The following is a 16,701-nucleotide window of genomic DNA, read 5'->3' on the forward strand; positions in this document are numbered from 1 at the left end:
ACGCCTGGAGGAGAGCGCTCTCCTTCCCGCATCGGCAAGACCGCCGGAACCAGCACGGCGGCGCCCCCGTGACCCGTCCCGGCGGTCGCGTACCGGCCCGGCGCCGGCCGCCGCCCGCGATGCCTCCGGCATGGCTCTTCGGCGGAGCGCCGTTCCCTCCGCTCATGCCGCCGTAAGGCATTTCCGCTTCAACTCTTGACGCCGACCCGATGTCCGGGCACGCTCCTGGCCATCGCTTGAGAGCGCTCTCAAGAACTCGCGTCCGTCCTGAAGCCATGGGAGGCTTCCATGCCCGTTGCCCGAGCCGCCAGACACGTCGCCATCAGATTCGGGGCGGTCGCACTGGCCGGGGCACTCCTCGCCGCCTGTGGATCCAGCTCTTCGGGGAGCGGCTCCACGGACAGTGCCGACGGGGGCAAGATCACGCTCACCGTCGACCTCTTCGGCACCTTCGGTTACAAGGAGGCCGGCCTCTACGCCGAGTACCAGAAGCTCCACCCGAACGTGACGATCAAGGAGAGCGACACCGAGAACGAGGCCGACTACTGGAAGGCGCTGCAGACCCGCCTCGCCGGCGGTGGCGGCCTCGCCGACGTGCAGGGGGTCGAGGTCGGCCGCATTGCCTCGGTGACCCGGCAGCAGGCCGACAAGTTCGAGGATCTTGGCGCGCTGGGCGCCAAGGAGCTGCAGGCGCAGTTCTCGCAGTCCAAGTGGTCGGCCGCGACCGCGCCCGACGGGCGCGTGCTGGGCCTGGGCACCGACACCGGGCCCGAGGCGCTCTGCTACCGCTCGGACCTGTTCAAGGCCGCCGGGCTGCCCACCGACCGGGTCGAGCTCGCCAAGCAGTGGTCGACGTGGGACGGCTACCTCGCCCTGGGCAAGCAGTACGCCGCCAAGGCGCCGGCCAAGAGCCACTGGATGGACAGCATCGCCAGCCTCTACTCGGTGATGGTCGGACAGCAGAAGGAGCGTTACTACGACGCGTCCGGCAAACTGATCTACGACTCCAACCCCGCCGTGAAGGCGGCCTGGAACGCTTCGGTGAAGGCCGCGCAGGACGGTCTCACCGCCAAGCTCGCCCAGTGGGCCCCCGACTGGAACCAGGCCTTCAGCAGCGGCTCCTTCGCCACCATCGCCTGCCCCGCCTGGATGCTGGGCTACATCAAGGGCCAGGCCGCCGACGCGGGCAAGGGCAAGTGGGACGTCGCGGCCCTGCCGGGCGGCGCGGGGAACTGGGGCGGCTCGTACCTGTCCATCCCCAAGGGCGCCAAGCACACCAAGGACGCCTTCGAGTTCATCAAGTGGATCACCGCCAAGGAGCAGCAGGCCAAGCTCTTCACCAAGCAGGGCAGCTTCCCCTCCAACCTCGGTGCGATCGACCTGGTGAAGGACGTGAAGGACCCCTACTTCAGCAACGCCCCGATCGGCACCGTCTTCGGCACGGCCGCCGAGCAGGCGCCCGTCCAGGTACCGGGACTGCGCGACAACGACGTCAACACCCAGATCACCAACGCCCTGGGCGAGGTCGAGCGCAAGGGCACCTCGCCCGACGAGGCCTGGAGCCACGCGCAGAAGGGCGTGAAGAACGTCCTCGGCTGACCCGGGCCGGCCTGACTGTGCCGGGTCCGGACCGCATCCATCTCCCCACCGCGCCCGGACCCGGCGCACCACCCGCCCCACCGTCACCCGCGCTCCGCTCCCGTTCCCGGTACGTCAGCACCGGTCCCCGATACGAAGGCCTGGCACATGACCGTGTCCGTCACCACGCCACCCGCCCGGACGGCGCCCCCGCCACGGCCCCGCGCCGAGCGCCGCACCCGGCTGCTGCGCCGGGTGTCGCCGTACGCCTACATAGCCCCGTTCTTCACGCTCTTCGCCGCGTTCGGGCTCTTCCCGCTGATCTACACCGCGTATGTCTCGCTGTACCGGGTCGAGCTGCAGACCCCGGACCAGATGGAGTGGCGCGGCCTCGACAACTACACCGCGCTGCTGAGCGACAGCTACTTCTGGACGGCGCTGCGCAACACGTTCAGCATCGGTGTCCTGTCCACCGTGCCGCAGTTGCTGATGGCCCTCGGCCTGGCGCATCTGCTCAACTACAAGCTGCGCGGCCGGACGTTCCTGCGGGTCGCGGTGCTGCTGCCGTACGCGACCTCCGTCGCGGCGGCCACGCTGGTCTTCGCCCAGCTCTTCGGCCGTGACTTCGGCCTGATCAACTGGGTTCTCGGGCTGGTCGGCTTCTCGCCGGTGGACTGGCAGTCCGGCACGGTGGCCTCGCAGATCGCGGTCTCCACGATCGTCACCTGGCGCTGGACCGGCTACAACGCGCTCATCTACCTCGCCGGCATGCAGTCCATCCCCGGCGAGCTGTACGAGGCCGCGCAGATCGACGGGGCGTCGCGCTGGCGGCAGTTCCTGCATGTGACGCTGCCGGGCCTGCGTCCGACCATCCTGTTCACCGTCGTCGTCTCGACGATCGGCGCGACGCAGCTGTTCGGTGAGCCGCTGCTGTTCGAGGGCAGCATCTCCGGCGGCATCTCGCACCAGTACCAGACATTGGGCCTCTACATGTACGAGCAGGGCTGGGGCTACTTCCACCTCGGCCGCGCCGCCGCCATCGCCTGGATCATGTTCGTCCTCATCGTGCTGCTGGTCGGCGTCAACACCGCCGTCGCCCGTCGGCGTACCCGCAAGGAGGCCGTTCGATGACCTCGCTCACCACGTCCGCGCACCGCCCGGACACCGGGGACGACCAGGACCGCCCGGCCGCCGGACGGCACGGGAAGGTGCGGAAGGTACGCCGGCGGGTTACCGGCGCCGGCCGCCAGCACCACGCGGGCCGGCTCGCCTACGCGATCCTCATCGTCGCCGCGCTGCTGTCGGCGTTCCCCTTCTACTGGACCATCGTCGCGGCGACCCGGTCCAACGCCGAACTGGCGCAGAGCCCGCCGTCGCTGCTGCCGGGCCCCAACCTGATGCACAACTTCCAGCAGGTGCTGGAGCAGGCGGACATCGGCAAGGCCCTGCTGAACTCCTTCATCGTGTCGGGCTCGGTGACCGTCGGTACCGTGCTGTGCTCCACGCTCGCCGGATTCGCCTTCGCCAAGCTGCGCTTCCGGGGCCGCAACCCGCTGCTCGCGATCACCGTCGGCACGATGATGATCCCGCCGCAGCTGGGCGTCATCCCGCTGTTCATGCTGATCGCCAAGCTGCACTGGATCAATCAGCTGCAGGCGGTGATCCTGCCCGGCCTCGTCTCCGCCTTCGGGGTGTTCTTCATGCGGCAGTACCTGGTGCAGGCGCTGCCGGACGAGCTCATCGAGGCGGGAAGGGTGGACGGCGCGTCCACCGCGCGGATCTTCTGGAGCATTGTCGTGCCCATCGCCCGGCCCGGGATGGCGGTGCTCGGCATGCTGACCTTCATGGCCTCCTGGAACGAGTTCTTCTGGCCGGTCATCGCCCTCACCTCCCAGGAGCCCACCGTGCAGGTCGCGCTGCGCCAACTGGGCGGCGGATACGTGCACGACCAGTCGGTGATCATGGCCGGCACGCTGCTGGGCACCCTCCCCGTCCTGCTGGTCTTCGGACTCCTGGGCCGGCAGATCGTCGGCGGCATCATGCACGGCGCCGTCAAGGGCTGAACCGCCCCGGCCCTCTCCGACCCACCGCGCCACCCCTTCGAATCCTCACGACCGTGTTGGGAGCCTTTCCTGATGACCGCCATCGACGCGTGCCCGGAAGCCGCCACCGCACTCACCTTCCCTCCGGGCTTCCGCTGGGGCGCGGCCACCGCCGCCTACCAGATCGAGGGCGCCGCCCGGGAGGACGGCCGTACCCCGTCCATCTGGGACACCTTCAGCCACACCCCCGGCAAGGTCCGCAACGGCGACACCGGTGACATCGCCGCCGACCACTTCCACCGGATGCCCGAGGACGTCGCCCTGATGTCCGGACTCGGCCTGACCGACTACCGGCTGTCGGTGTCCTGGCCGCGCGTCCAGCCCACCGGGCGCGGCCCCGCCCTGCAGAAGGGCCTGGACTTCTACCGCTCGCTCGTCGACGAGCTGCTGAACAGGGGGATCCGGCCCGTCCTGACCCTCTACCACTGGGACCTGCCGCAGGAGCTGGAGGACGCCGGCGGCTGGCCGGTCCGCGAGACCGCCGACCGGTTCGCCGACTACGCCGCGATCGTCGCCGGCGCCCTCGGCGACCGGGTGCCGACCTGGACGACGCTCAACGAGCCGTGGTGCAGCGCCTTCCTGGGGTACGCGGAGGGCGTGCACGCGCCCGGCCGCGCCGAGCCCACCGCGGCACTGCGCGCCGCGCACCATCTGAACCTCGCCCACGGCCGGGCCGTCGGAGTGCTGCGCGACCTGCTGCCGTCGACGGCGGAGGTCTCCCTCACGCTGAACCTCGCGGCGGTCCGGCCGCTGACCCGGTCGGCGGCCGACCTGGACGCCGCGCGCCGCATCGACGCGCTCGCCAACCGGGTCTTCCTCGACCCGGTGTTCCACGGCCGGTACCCGCAGGACCTGATCGACGACACCTCGGCGCTCACCGACTGGCACTTCGTGCGCGACGGCGACCTCGCCGCGATCTCCCGTCCGCTCGACTCGCTCGGCCTGAACTACTACACCCCCACCGTCGTGGCCGCCGGGACCAGCGCCATTCCGTCGGCCTGGCCGGGGGCCGAGCAGCACGCCCGGTTCGTGGCCGCCCCCGGCCCGCGGACCGCCATGGACTGGCCGGTGGACGCGAGCGGGCTGCACGAGATCCTCACCCGGCTGCGGGCCGAACTGCCCGACGTGCCGCTGCTCATCACGGAGAACGGCGCCGCGTACGACGACTACCGCGACCCGTCGGGCGACGTCCACGACCCCGAGCGCATCTCCTACCTGAGCACCCACCTCGCCGCCGTCCACCGGGCCATCGCGGAGGGCGCGGACGTCCGCGGCTTCTTCCTCTGGTCCTTGCTGGACAACTTCGAGTGGGCGTACGGGTACAGCAAGCGGTTCGGCATGATCCATGTCGACTTCGCCAGCCAGCAGCGCACCCTGAAGGACAGCGCGCGATGGTACGCCGACGTCATCCGCGCCGGCGGGCTGCCGGCCGGAAGCCCGCCGCTGTAGGCGCGGCTACCTGCCGTAGACGGCTACGAAGTCGCGCGTCGCCTTGACGTAGTAGCGGTCCGCCGGGTTCTCGAAGTCGAGGAGATTGGTGGGAGTGGGGTTGGCGGGGTCGCGGCTGCCGTCATAGGCCATGAAGGAGGGCCAGGCGCGGTTCATGTCGAGCGGCATGGCACGGACCGCGCCGGCGCGCTGCATCAGGTCGGCCAGCGTGCGGGCGGTGAGCGCCTGCCCGACGACCATGATGATGTCGCCCGAGGCGGTGACCCCGACACCGGAGCGCTCCACGTACATCTTGCTCTGGTCGGTGACGCCCCATTTGGCGTCGTTGCCGATGTCGGGCACGACGCTGCCGCCGTCGACCATCAGCTCCAGGCACTGCCGGACGCCGACGACGTCCGGAGTCATGGAGACGTCGCGGCCCCACACGCCGATCGCGATGGACCCGTCGCGGTAGAAGACCTCGGAGGCGGCGCCGGACCGCAGCTCACCGGCGGTCCGGCCGTTGAGGTAGAAGCCGCCGTTCGACCCGCCGTCGGTGACCCGGAAGCCGCCGTTCCAGGTCGCGACGAGCCCGGTCCGATGATCCGGGGGAATGGTCGGCGGCACGGAGAAGGTACCGCCCGGCTCGCGGAAGCCCGGGTGGAGCTGGAAGCGCGAGTGCTTCGCACTGATCCAGGCGATCGCCGCCTGGTAGGAGGTGTGCTCGCTGTCGGGACGCACGTACGTCGCCTGCACGATCGGCAGGCCGTGGGAGTCGGCCACCGCACGCCAGACGCCCTCGCCCGGCAGGCCGGGGCTGACGACGGGCTCCATCGGCTCGCGCAGCGGCACTTCCGACTGGTGGACGGCGGCAGCGGCGGTGGTGGCCTTCATCCGGTCCAGCGCGTCGGGCGGCAGGGTGCCGCCCACCTGCGGCGGGTCGAGCTGGTACTCCAGGTCCTCCAGCTTGTCGACCACCACGCCGAGCCGGTGGTCGCGGCTCCATTCGGCGAGCCGTGCCAGCACGCTGTCCTTGCCGGGATAGGTGAGCGCCTGCCCCACCGACCAGCCCACCGTGCCGACGCACACCAGTCCGACGGCCAGGGTGCCCCGGGTGAGGACCTGTCTCCGGCGCAGCTGGGCCGGTGTCAGGTCCCGCCGGTGCTTCCACGGCAGCAGACGCCGCCGCCGGGTGCCGTTCTCGGCCAGGTCGTCGCCGACAGTGCCGCCGTGCTCCGCCGACTCGTGAACGTCCGTGATCTGTCCGCCCGCCCCATGCGTCATGGCGCTCCCTCTCTCATGGGTAATTTAATCCGCTTTATCCCCTCGTCTGTCGGCCTAATCGCATCGGTGGGAGAACCACCCGCGCGCCCGCCGCGCACCACGATCGGCCCAGCCGAACGAACCTCGGAGAACCACTGGCACAGAGCGTGCATGGACCACTACTCTGAGCGCCTGAACGGCCGGGACGTGATCATCAAGAGGGCCACATGACGTACACGGAACCCACCAGGTCGCGAGACGACTTCAACGACCGGACCTCGTCCGACCACCTCGACGGGTTGCTGGCCCGTGCGGGCCGGCCGGCACCGATCTCCGCGGCACTGCTCGCGCGGCTGCGCACCGCCATCGTGCACCGCGCCGAACCGGTCTCGAACCGCTACAGCACGGAGCCCGGCCGGATGCTCGGCCGCCGCACCCTGCGCCATGTCTTCCTGCTGCCGGACGGCACGACTCCGGTCCTCTGGGAACTGGAGCACGACACCGGCCCCCACGCACGACTCGTGCACGAGCTCTTCGCGGACGAGCCGGCCCTGCTGGCGGCCGAACTGGAGGTGGACCTCCGCTTCCGCGACCTGGAACACAGCGCCGCGCTCGGGGACCTGCCGGAGAACCGGCAGGACCTGCACTTCACCCTCTCGGCCACGGGCCGGCGCCACAGGTACCAGGCGGCCGATTCCGCCGACCACGCCATGCGGCTGCTGCGCCGGGCGGTCAACCCCGACCTCCCCGGCGAAACGGTCCGCCTGCGGGTGCTCTCCGCCGTCGGCCACGACATAGCCTTCGCCGGCAGCAACAGCAGGGCGGTCGGCGAGCGCTGCGCCGGGTGGACCCTGTACGAGCACGCGTTCCTGCTCCCCGGCGGCGAGGAGATCAGCCTCTGGGAGGTGGACCACTCCATGACCCCGGACCGCCACCCCGTCTGCGAGGTCTACGACCGCGAGGACACGGCCCGCGACGCGGCGGAGCGACTTCTCGAAGCGCTGTAGGAACGCGAACGCGAGTGCCGCCGGGAGGGTCAGGTCTCCCGGCGGCACTCGCGTCGGTCAGGTGGCTGCGCGCTCCTTACGGGTTCTGGACGATGGTGAAGGTCGAGGTGTTGTTCTTGATGTTCTGGAAGTTGTTGCTCATCCGGAGGTTGTTGAACGTGACCGTGCCGACCGCCGGGCCCTGGCCGGGCTCGGGGAGTTCGTTGGCCCAGATGCCGTAGCCGGACTTGGCGTCGAAGGCGTCACCGCTCTTCTGGGCACCGGTGATGGAGATGTTGGTGAAGATGGTGTCCTTCACCGGGAACTGCGGCTGTTGGCCGACGTAGTTGGTCTGGAACATGATGCCGCTGTACGTCGGATCCACGATGTCGACATCGCTGACGCGGATGCCCTGGAAGATCTTCGAGGCCGAGAAGACCCAGATGGCCGGGAAGACCTGACTGCCCCAGAAGTGCCCGCCGGCCCGCACGATCGAGATGTTCTGCAGGTTGGTCGGATCGGTGCCGAAGCCGTTCATCGGGTACCCGAAGTCCAGCGAGCTGATCGTGATGCCCGAGTAGACCAGGGTGTCGGCGATGTAGATGTTCCGGAAGGTGTTCGCGAAGCCGCCGTAGACCGCGACACCGGCGGCGCGCCAGGTCAGGATCGACGTCAGGTTCTCGAAGACGTTGTTCTTCTCGTCCGCCCCGCCGGCGTCGATGGCGGAGAAGAGCGCGAAGCTGTCGTCGCCGGTGGACCGCGCCTCGATGTTGTTGAGGTGGTTGTCCGTGGAGCCGTTCGTCATGTTGATGCCGTCGGCGAACGTGTCACGGATGCGGGAGTTGGTGATGGTGATGTTGTCGGTGTTGGCGCCCCAGTAGAGGCAGACCGTGTGCTCGTTCCAGACGTTGTCGATGGTGATGTTGGCGACGTTGGAGAAGTCGAAGACCTTGCCGGGGCCGTCGATCCGCGACGTGTAGTTGCCGAAGTAGGCGAACCCGGAGAACGAGGAGCCGTTCGCGGACGCCTCGGCCCGGAAGCCGTTGTCGGTGTTGGCCTGGGTCGAGGGCGCGTTGAAGCGGGTGAACCAGGGACCGGCTCCGACCACCTTGACGGCCTTGCCGTACACCTGGAACTTGCTCGCCGTCTGGTACTCGCCCGGGGGCAGGTAGACGCCGACCAGGGTGCCCGTGGTGTCCATCCGGACCCTGTCGAGCGCGTTCTGCACGTCCTGGTGCGTGACACCGGCCGGAACCGTGTACTTGGCCGGGTCCGGGTTGGCGATCACCGTCGCCTGCTCCAGGTTGATGAAGTCGATCGCGTACTGCGTGGTGTTGGCGGCGTCCTTCTGCAGCTTGATCTTCGATCCGGCCGGGACGGTCGTCCCGAGCAGGATGTTGGCCTCGTCGTAGATGTGACGCGGTCCGCCGGCGCCGGGCGAGTTGCCCGGACCGGTCTCGTTCCCGTACAGCCAGGCGTACTTGGACGTCAGGTCGATCGCCTTGAGGAAGGTGCCGTTGACGTAGATGTTCAGGGTGGAGTTGATGCCGTCGCCGCCCGCGGCATCCGGGATGGAGAAGCGGGTGACCAGCGTGTTGGTGCTGGCCTTGGCGGTGAACTCGACGGAGGAGCCGGTCGAGTTCAGCGTGACGGCCTTGCGGCCCGACGCCTCGCCCGCCACGTCGCCCACGGTCCGGTTCGGCCCGACGACGGCCGCGCCGCCACCGAGGACGCCGTCCTCGGCCTCATACATGTCGTACGGCATGTTGGCGCCGCGCCCGACGAACAGCGGCTGGGTGCTGGTGTTGTTGGCCTGCTTGACCGGCAGTTCGTTGGCGTCGTTGGCCAGGACGGTCTTGACGCTGTACTTGCCGTTGCCGGCCGTCCAGGTGCCCAGGTTGACCGGGGCGGCGGTGGCGCCGGCCGCGATCGTCCCGTTGTAGGCGCCGGTCAGGGTCTTCACGACGGAGCCGGACGTGGTGTCCGTGACCGTGAGGGTGATGCCGTGGGCGCCGCTCGCGGAGGCAATGGTGCCCTGGTTCTTGATGGCCACCGAGAACGTCACCGTGTTGCCGGTCGCCGGGTTGCCCGGGGTCCAGCTGACGGGCGAGGCGATCAGGTCGGAGCTGGCCACCGGGGTGACGACCAGCGGGCTCGGGCTGGTGAAGGCGTTGTTCGCCTCGTTCTGCTCGATGACGGCGTTGGCCTCGTCGACCTTGGCGCTCAGCGGGTAGGAGCCCGCGGTGCGCACGCCGATGCTGGCGGAGACGGTGGCCGACGCCCCGGCCGCGAGGGCGGCGACCGGCGCGGTGCCGGCGAGCGTGGTGCCGAGGTAGAGGTTGACGCTGGTCGCGCCGGCGGCCGCGGGGCCGATGTTCCTGACCGTCGCGGAGAGCGTGATCGCGTCGGTCTCGACCGGCGTGGCGGGCGAGGCGGTGAGCGCGGACACCGTCAGGTCCGGGTTGGGTGCCGGCGTGCCGACCACCTGGAACTCGGCGACCTGGCCACCGCCCGCGCCGGAGTTCGACGTGATCTTGAGCTGGACGTCCGCGAACCGCCCGGCGACCGGGATCGTCGCTGTGTTCCCCGTGGCCGGGTTGAACGTGTAGACGGTCGGTGAGGTCAGGCTGGTGAAGGACGAGGAGGCCTGCTCACGCCCGAGGACCTGGATGGTCTGGGTGCGGGTCGCCCAGGCGCCGTCCGGGTTGAGCTTCACCACGACCGAGTTGACGTCGGCGTTGGAGCCCAGGGCGACGGTCAGCGTGTTGGGGTAGCCGCTGCCGCCCTCCCAGTAGGTCGCCACGTTGTTGTCGTTCGCGTTCGCGGCGACGAAGTTCTGCGTGGTGGACGAGGCGGTGATGGCCTTGCCGACCGCCAGGTTCGAGCCGCCGCCACCGGTGCCCGTACGGGTGACGGTGTTGCTGTTGACCGACTCGTTGCCGGCCGCGTCCTTGGCCTTGACGTAGTAGGCGACGGTCGCCGTGTCGGGCTGGCTGTCGGTGTACGTGAGGACGTTTCCGGCCACGCTGGTGCGCAGCACGTTGTTGGCGTACACGTCATAGCCGGTGACGCCGACGTTGTCCGTCGACGCGTTCCACGTCAGCTTGATCTGGCCCGACGCCGGCTGGGTGTAGGCCAGGCTCGCCGGTGCGGTGGGCGCCTGCGTGTCGCCCGTCGTCGGTCCGTAGAGCTCGAACTCGGACAGCTGGGCCGCGGGCCAGGCGGTGTTGGCGGTGACGTTCAGCCGGACGTACCGGGTGTTGATCGTGTTGAAGTTCACCGTCACCGTGTTGCCGGTGGACGGATTGAAGACATAGCCCTTGGAGGCGGCGATGTCGGTGAAGGCCGAGCCGTTGGTGCTGCCCTGTACCGACAGCGTCTGCGTCCTGGTCTCCCACCCGGTCGGCAGCTTCAGCACCAGCTGGTTCACCCCGACGGTGGCTCCCAGGTCGGCCTGGATCCACTGCGGGAAGGCGCTGTTGTTGCTCTCCCAGTAGCTGGCCTGGTTGCTGTCGTTGGCGTTGCCCGGCACGTAGGGGGAGTTGGAGCTGCTCGCCGTGATGGTCTTGGCGATGGCGAGGTTGTCGGTCGAGGCCACTGCCTCGGAGACCTGCAGTTCGGAGATCTGGGCGGCCGCCTTGGCGGTGTTGGCCGTCACGGCGACCCGGACGAAACGGGTGTTGGCCGCCGGGAACCTGATCTTCACGGCGTTGCCGGAGCCGGGAGCGAAGACGTACTTGGCGGAGCCGACGATCGTCTCGTAGCTCGTGCCGTCGGCGCTGCCCTGCACGGCGAGCGTCTGGGTGCGGCTCGACCAGCCGGCGGGAACCTTCAGGGTGACCTGGTCGATGGTCCTGCTGCGCCCGAGGTCGACCTGGGCCCACTGCGGGAGGGCGGTGCCGCTGCCCTCCCAGTAGGTGGACTGGTCGCCGTCGTTCAGGTGTCCGGCCGTGCTGCCGCCGCTGGACGCGCTGGCCGTGGCCGACTTCCCCGTCGCCGCGTTGGGGGCGGACTCGGCCGCCGCGGCCCGGAGCACCGGCCCGCCGAGAAGCAACAGACTGGTCGCGAGCGAGCCCGCGACCAGCTTGGGTATCCGCTTCGATCTCACTGCGTTCCTCTGTCTCTCGTCCGGAGTGTCAGGAGTGGGGGGCGAGTGAGGCCTCGGCCTCGCTCTCGCCGACGAAGTTGCGGAGAACGGTGAAGAATGAACGTCACTCTGCAATAAATTTGCATTGAGTTAGCAGAGTGTTACAGACGTGCTACGACGGCGTCTACGCCCGTGCAAGATCGGCTTGGGGTGTCCGAAACCGGGTGTGGGACGTATTTTCAGTGCCATCTGCATAATTTGCTGGCTTCGCGCGATCTATTGCGCCGGTGTTTTGTCCTGGCTACGATCTGCCGCTGACCGGTCAACGGCGCGCAACCGTGTACAACGGGAGGAGTCCACATGGGGATCTCACGCCGGGTGTTCATCGGATCGGTGACGGCGGGAGTCGCCCTCGGCGCCCTGCCGGCCACCGGTGCGCTAGGAGGGGCGGCCGTTGCCGCGAGCCCGCCCGGAGACGTGGTCGGGAAGATCACCGTCGGCTACCAGGGCTGGTTCGCCGCGCCCGGCGACGGAGCGCCCATCAACGGCTGGTGGCACTGGAGCCAGAACTGGTCCCAGCCGCCGTCCCCGGCCAACAACGCGATCCGGGCCTGGCCCGACATGCGGGAGTACACCGGTGCCTACCGGACCGCGTACGGCAACCTCGGCAACGGGCAGCCCGCGACGCTCTTCTCCTCCTACGACCAGCAGACGGTCAACGCCCACTTCCTGTCGATGCGGCAGAACGGCTGCGACACCGCCGCCCTGCAGCGGTTCAACCCCAACGGTGGCGAAGGCGCCACCCGCGACGCGATGGCCGTGAAGGTCAGGACCGCGGCGGAAGCCAACGACCGCAAGTTCTACGTCATGTACGACGTCAGCGGCTGGGCGAACATGCAACCGGAGATCAAGGCCGACTGGACCGCCAAGATGGCAGCCCTGACCTCCTCCCCGGCGTACGCGCGGCAGAACGGCAAGCCGGTCGTGGGCGTCTGGGGCTTCGGTTTCGCCGACGACAACCACCCCTGGTCGCCCGCGGCCTGCCTCGACGTCGTCAACTGGTTCAAGAACCAGGGCTGTTACGTCATGGGCGGTGTGCCGACGTACTGGCGCACCGGGATCAACGACTCACGTCCCGGGTACCTCGACGTCTACCGCGCCTTCCACATGCTCTCCCCGTGGATGGTCGGCCGCATCGGCAACGCGGGGGACTCCGACCACTTCTACGACCTGTGCACCGTTCCGGACCAGGCCGACTGCAACGCCCACGGCATCGACTACCAGCCGTGCGTGCTCCCCGGCGACGTGACCGCACGCCAGCGGGCGCACGGCGACTTCATGTGGCGGCAGTTCTACAACGTGGTGCGGGCGGGCGCCCAGGGCATCTACATCTCGATGTTCGACGAGTACAACGAGGGCAACCAGATCGCCAGGACCGCCGAGAACGCGTCGGCCATCCCAGTGGGCTCCGGCCTGCTGGGGCTGGACGAGGACGGGACGGCCTGCTCCGCCGACTACTACCTGCGGCTGACGGCCGACGGCGGCAGAATGCTCAAGGGCCAGCTCGCGCTGACCCCGGTACGCCCGACTGTTCCGGTCCTCGGCGGCGGCCCCCCGCCCGTCGACTCGAACCTCGCGCTGCGCCGGCCGACGTCGGAGAGCGGCCACACGCAGGGCTACGGTGCGGGCAACGCCGTCGACGGCGACGCCAACAGCTACTGGGAGAGCGCCAACAACGCGTTCCCGCAGTGGCTGCAGGTCGACCTCGGCTCGGCGGTCGCCACGAAGCGGATCGTTCTGTCCGTGCCGCCGGCCGCCGCCTGGGGGGCCAGGACCCAGACGCTCTCCGTCCTGGGCAGTACGGACGGCGCGAACTTCACCACCGTGGCCGGTGCGGCCGGCCGCACCTTCGATCCGGCCACCGGCAACCGCGCCACCATCACCTTCCCGGCCACCGCGACCGTCCGGTACCTGCGGCTGCAGTTCACCGCCAACACGGGCTGGCCGGCGGGGCAGGTCGCCGAATTCCAGGTCTTCGCGTCCTGAAGGCCGTTCCGCACGCCCGGTTCGGCGTCGGCGTCCTGGCCGATGCCGAACCGGTGCACCATGGGTCAGCCCACCGCGGCCCATAAGCCCTGGTGATGGATGGCTCGACTGCTAGCGTTATCGGTTATGGAACTGCGCCAGCTCGAATACCTCGTGACGGTCGCCGAAGAGGCCAGCTTCACCAAGGCCGCAGCCAGACTCCATGTGGCACAGCCCGGGGTCAGCGCCCAGATCCGCCTCCTGGAACGGGAGCTGGGCCAGGACCTGCTGGACCGCTCCGGGCGCACGGTCCGGCCCACCGATGTGGGCGCCGCCGTGCTGCCGTACGCGCGGGCGGCGCTGGCCGCGGTCGCCGGCGCCCGGCAGGCCGTCGAGGAGCTGACCGGACTGGTCCGCGGGCATGTCGCGGTCGGTACCGTGACCTCGCTCGGGCAGGCCGTGGACCTGGCCGGACTGCTCGCCGACTTCCACCACCGCCATCCGGCGGTGGAGATCGGCCTCATCGAGGACACCTCGGACCACCTGCTCCAGGCGCTGCTCGCCGGGCGGCTGGATGTGGCGGTCGTCAGTCTGGCGGACGAGCCCCCGCCGGGAATCGGGGTGCAGGTCGTCGTGGACGAGCCGTTCGTCGTCGCCGTCGCCACCGGCGATCCGCTGGCGGGCCGGACCTCGATCGCCGTCGACGCCCTCGGCGGCCTTCCGCTGATGTGCCTGCCGCGGGGCACCGGACTGCGCACCGTCGTCGACCGGGCCTGCGCCGCGGCGGGCTTCCGGCCGCGGATCGCGTTCGAGGCGGCCGATCCCACCGTCCTCGCGCAGTTCGCGGCGCGGGGTCTGGGAGTGGCGATCCTGCCCGAATCCCTCGCCCGTTCCTATCCCGGCGAACTGCACCCCGTGCGGCTTACCGGGCCGGAACTGCGCGGGCGCCTGGCGCTCGCCTGGCGCGCGGAGGGCCCGGCCGGTCCGGCAGCCCGCGCCCTGATCCGGCGGGCTCGCGCGATGCTGCCGGAACGGGCGGAGGAAGCTCCCGCCTGAGCGCCGCGAGCTCATGACCCGCAGCGTGACCTCTATGCAACTTGTTGCATAATCGACTCGACTCGTCTAGAACTTGCCCTACGAGTCCGCGCGAGGAGGCCCCCTGATGAGCGACTACCCCCACCTGCTGAGCCCTCTCGACCTGGGCTTCACCACCCTGCCCAACCGGGTGCTGATGGGTTCGATGCACGTCGGTCTGGAGGAGGCGCCCCGCGGCTTCGAGCGGATGGCCGAGTTCTACGCCACCCGCGCCCGCGGCGGTGTGGGGCTCATGGTCACTGGCGGGATCGCCCCCAACGACGCGGGGCGCCCGTACGAGGGCGGTGCGAAGCTGACGACGGAGGCCGAGGCCGAGCAGCACACCGCGGTCACCGCGGCCGTGCACCGCGAGGGCGCGAAGATCGCGATGCAGATCCTGCACTTCGGCCGGTACGCGCACCACGCCGACCTCGTCGCGCCCAGCGCCCTCCAGGCGCCCATCAGCCGCTTCACCCCCCACGCGCTGACCGAGGACGAGGTCGAGCAGACCGTCGAGGACTTCGTCCGGGCGGCCGGGCTCGCGCAGCTCGCCGGCTACGACGGCGTCGAGATCATGGGATCCGAGGGATACCTGCTCAACGAGTTCATCGCGGCGCCCACCAACCAGCGGCAGGACCGCTGGGGCGGCGAGTACCGGAACCGCATCCGGTTCCCGGTCGAGATCGTGCGGCGGGTCCGCGAGCGCGTCGGGCCGGACTTCATCCTCATCTACCGGCTCTCGATGCTCGACCTCATACCGGGCGGATCCACCCTCGACGAAGTGATCACCCTCGCACGGGAGATCGAGGCGGCCGGCGCGACGATCATCAACACCGGCATCGGATGGCACGAGGCGCGCATCCCGACCATCGCGACCTCCGTCCCGCGCGGCGCCTTCACGTGGGTGACGAAGAAGGTCATGGGGTCCGTGGGCATCCCCCTGGTGACCAGCAACCGGATCAACACCCCCGAACTGGCCGAGCAGCTGCTCGCCGAGGGCCGCGCCGACATGGTGTCGCTGGCCCGGCCGCTGCTGGCCGACCCGGACTTCGTCGCCAAGGCCCGGCGCGGACAGTCCGCCGCCATCAACACCTGCATCGGGTGCAACCAGGCCTGCCTGGACCACACGTTCAGCGGGCAGATCACGTCCTGCCTCGTCAACCCCCGCGCCTGCAACGAGACCGAGCTGGTCCTTCGGCCCACCCGCCGCCGCAAGCGTCTCGGGGTGGTCGGCGCGGGGCCGGCCGGACTGGCCTTCGCGGTCTCGGCGGCCGAACGCGGGCACGCGGTCACCCTCTTCGACGGCGCGACCGAGATCGGCGGACAGCTCAACATCGCCCGCAAGGTCCCCGGCAAGGAGGAGTTCAACGAGACGCTGCGCTACTACCGCGAGCAGCTCGACCTCCACGGCGTCGACGTACGGCTGAAGACCACCGTCACTGTCGACACCCTCACCGCGGAGGGGTTCGACGACATCGTCCTCGCCACCGGCGTCGTCCCGCGCAGCCCGGCCATCGAGGGAGTAGACCACCCCAGCGTCCTCAGCTACCTGGACGTGCTGCGCGACGGAGCCCACGTCGGGCACTCCGTCGCGATCCTCGGCGCCGGCGGCATCGGCTTCGACGTGGCGGAGTTCCTCAGCGACGGCGGCGACTCGGCTAGCCTGGACCCCGAGGCGTTCTTCCGCCAGTGGGGGGTCGACCCCGGCTACGAGGCCGGGGGCGGGGTGCGGAAGCCGCAGCGGGGCACCTCACCGCGCAGCCTGCACCTGCTGCAGCGCAAGGAGAGCAAGGTCGGCGCGGGACTGGGAAAGACGACCGGCTGGATCCACCGCACCGAACTGCGGCACCGCGGGGTCACGATGGTCGCCGGCGCCACCTATCACCGCATCGACGACGCGGGTCTGCATGTGACGGTCGACGGCCGGCGCGAGGTGCTCGCCGTCGACACCGTCGTGCTCTGCACCGGCCAGGAGCCGCGCCGCGACCTGTACGAGGCGCTGCGCGACGCGGGGCACCCGGCGCACCTCATCGGCGGCGCCGACGTCGCCGCCGAACTCGACGCGAAGCGCGCCATCCGCCAGGGCACCGAACTGGCGGCGGCACTCTGACCCCGGGCCGGCGCACACCGCCCCGGCGCACGCCGGGCCGGTGTGCGT

At 70.0% G+C, this 16,701-nt stretch carries 10 protein-coding genes; 8 read left to right on the forward strand and 2 right to left on the reverse strand.

Going from position 1 to position 16,701, the window contains the following annotated elements:
* Window positions 1-288: 288 nt before the first annotated feature.
* The 4 genes from O3X23_RS08770 (at window position 289) to O3X23_RS08785 (ending at window position 5,129) form a co-directional block, all read left to right on the forward strand.
* The gene (locus O3X23_RS08770) at window positions 289-1,599 is read left to right on the forward strand and encodes an ABC transporter substrate-binding protein (protein WP_269270648.1); all 1,311 of its coding nucleotides are present in this window, start codon (window positions 289-291) and stop codon (window positions 1,597-1,599) included.
* A 147-nt stretch (window positions 1,600-1,746) separates the two neighbouring features.
* Window positions 1,747-2,709 carry a carbohydrate ABC transporter permease gene (locus O3X23_RS08775; protein ID WP_269270649.1) on the forward strand — a complete coding sequence of 321 codons (963 nt, stop codon included), beginning with the start codon at window positions 1,747-1,749 and terminating at the stop codon, window positions 2,707-2,709.
* Window positions 2,706-3,641 (forward strand): carbohydrate ABC transporter permease, encoded by a 936-nt coding sequence (locus O3X23_RS08780; RefSeq protein ID WP_269270651.1) that lies wholly within the window; start codon window positions 2,706-2,708, stop codon window positions 3,639-3,641. The genes O3X23_RS08775 and O3X23_RS08780 overlap by 4 nt, the downstream gene beginning before the upstream one ends.
* Before the next feature lie 72 nt (window positions 3,642-3,713).
* On the forward strand, window positions 3,714-5,129 hold the full coding sequence (locus tag O3X23_RS08785; protein WP_269270652.1) for a GH1 family beta-glucosidase: 1,416 nt from the start codon (window positions 3,714-3,716) through the stop codon (window positions 5,127-5,129).
* A gap of 6 nt (window positions 5,130-5,135) precedes the next feature.
* Here the strand turns inward: O3X23_RS08785 and O3X23_RS08790 are convergent, their stop codons facing one another.
* Window positions 5,136-6,392: a phosphodiester glycosidase family protein gene (locus O3X23_RS08790; RefSeq protein WP_269270653.1), complete on the reverse strand. Its 1,257-nt coding sequence runs from the start codon at window positions 6,390-6,392 to the stop codon at window positions 5,136-5,138.
* A gap of 206 nt (window positions 6,393-6,598) precedes the next feature.
* On the opposite strand from O3X23_RS08790, the gene O3X23_RS08795 reads away from it, so the two are divergent.
* Window positions 6,599-7,378 carry a DUF6227 family protein gene (locus O3X23_RS08795; RefSeq protein WP_269270655.1) on the forward strand — a complete coding sequence of 260 codons (780 nt, stop codon included), beginning with the start codon at window positions 6,599-6,601 and terminating at the stop codon, window positions 7,376-7,378.
* Between the two features lie 76 nt (window positions 7,379-7,454).
* Here the strand turns inward: O3X23_RS08795 and O3X23_RS08800 are convergent, their stop codons facing one another.
* Complete coding sequence (locus tag O3X23_RS08800) at window positions 7,455-11,465, reverse strand: discoidin domain-containing protein (protein ID WP_269270656.1); 4,011 nt, start codon at window positions 11,463-11,465, stop codon at window positions 7,455-7,457.
* 339 nt (window positions 11,466-11,804) lie between these two features.
* Between O3X23_RS08800 and O3X23_RS08805 the strand changes: the two genes are divergently transcribed.
* From O3X23_RS08805 to O3X23_RS08815, 3 genes are all read left to right on the forward strand, one after another.
* Window positions 11,805-13,490, forward strand: coding sequence for a discoidin domain-containing protein (locus O3X23_RS08805; RefSeq protein WP_269270658.1), 1,686 nt, complete (start codon window positions 11,805-11,807; stop codon window positions 13,488-13,490).
* Between the two features lie 126 nt (window positions 13,491-13,616).
* The gene (locus O3X23_RS08810; RefSeq protein WP_269270659.1) at window positions 13,617-14,525 is read left to right on the forward strand and encodes a LysR family transcriptional regulator; all 909 of its coding nucleotides are present in this window, start codon (window positions 13,617-13,619) and stop codon (window positions 14,523-14,525) included.
* A gap of 106 nt (window positions 14,526-14,631) precedes the next feature.
* Complete coding sequence (locus O3X23_RS08815) at window positions 14,632-16,653, forward strand: oxidoreductase (protein WP_269270661.1); 2,022 nt, start codon at window positions 14,632-14,634, stop codon at window positions 16,651-16,653.
* Window positions 16,654-16,701: the final 48 nt, after the last annotated feature.

The sequence above is a fragment of the Streptomyces sp. H39-S7 genome (assembly GCF_027158205.1).
In the GTDB taxonomy this organism is placed as follows: Bacteria; Actinomycetota; Actinomycetes; order Streptomycetales; family Streptomycetaceae; genus Actinacidiphila.

What these genes read in the sequence shown, in the direction of transcription:
- O3X23_RS08780 (WP_269270651.1), top strand. Translation starts at nt 2,706, where the DNA reads ATGACCTCGCTCACCACGTCCGCGCACCGCCCGGACACCGGGGACGAC.
- O3X23_RS08795 (WP_269270655.1), top strand. Translation starts at nt 6,599, where the DNA reads ATGACGTACACGGAACCCACCAGGTCGCGAGACGACTTCAACGACCGG.
- O3X23_RS08805 (WP_269270658.1), top strand. Translation starts at nt 11,805, where the DNA reads ATGGGGATCTCACGCCGGGTGTTCATCGGATCGGTGACGGCGGGAGTC.
- O3X23_RS08775 (WP_269270649.1), top strand. Translation starts at nt 1,747, where the DNA reads ATGACCGTGTCCGTCACCACGCCACCCGCCCGGACGGCGCCCCCGCCA.
- O3X23_RS08790 (WP_269270653.1), bottom strand. Translation starts at nt 6,392, where the DNA reads ATGACGCATGGGGCGGGCGGACAGATCACGGACGTTCACGAGTCGGCG.
- O3X23_RS08810 (WP_269270659.1), top strand. Translation starts at nt 13,617, where the DNA reads ATGGAACTGCGCCAGCTCGAATACCTCGTGACGGTCGCCGAAGAGGCC.
- O3X23_RS08815 (WP_269270661.1), top strand. Translation starts at nt 14,632, where the DNA reads ATGAGCGACTACCCCCACCTGCTGAGCCCTCTCGACCTGGGCTTCACC.
- O3X23_RS08785 (WP_269270652.1), top strand. Translation starts at nt 3,714, where the DNA reads ATGACCGCCATCGACGCGTGCCCGGAAGCCGCCACCGCACTCACCTTC.
- O3X23_RS08770 (WP_269270648.1), top strand. Translation starts at nt 289, where the DNA reads ATGCCCGTTGCCCGAGCCGCCAGACACGTCGCCATCAGATTCGGGGCG.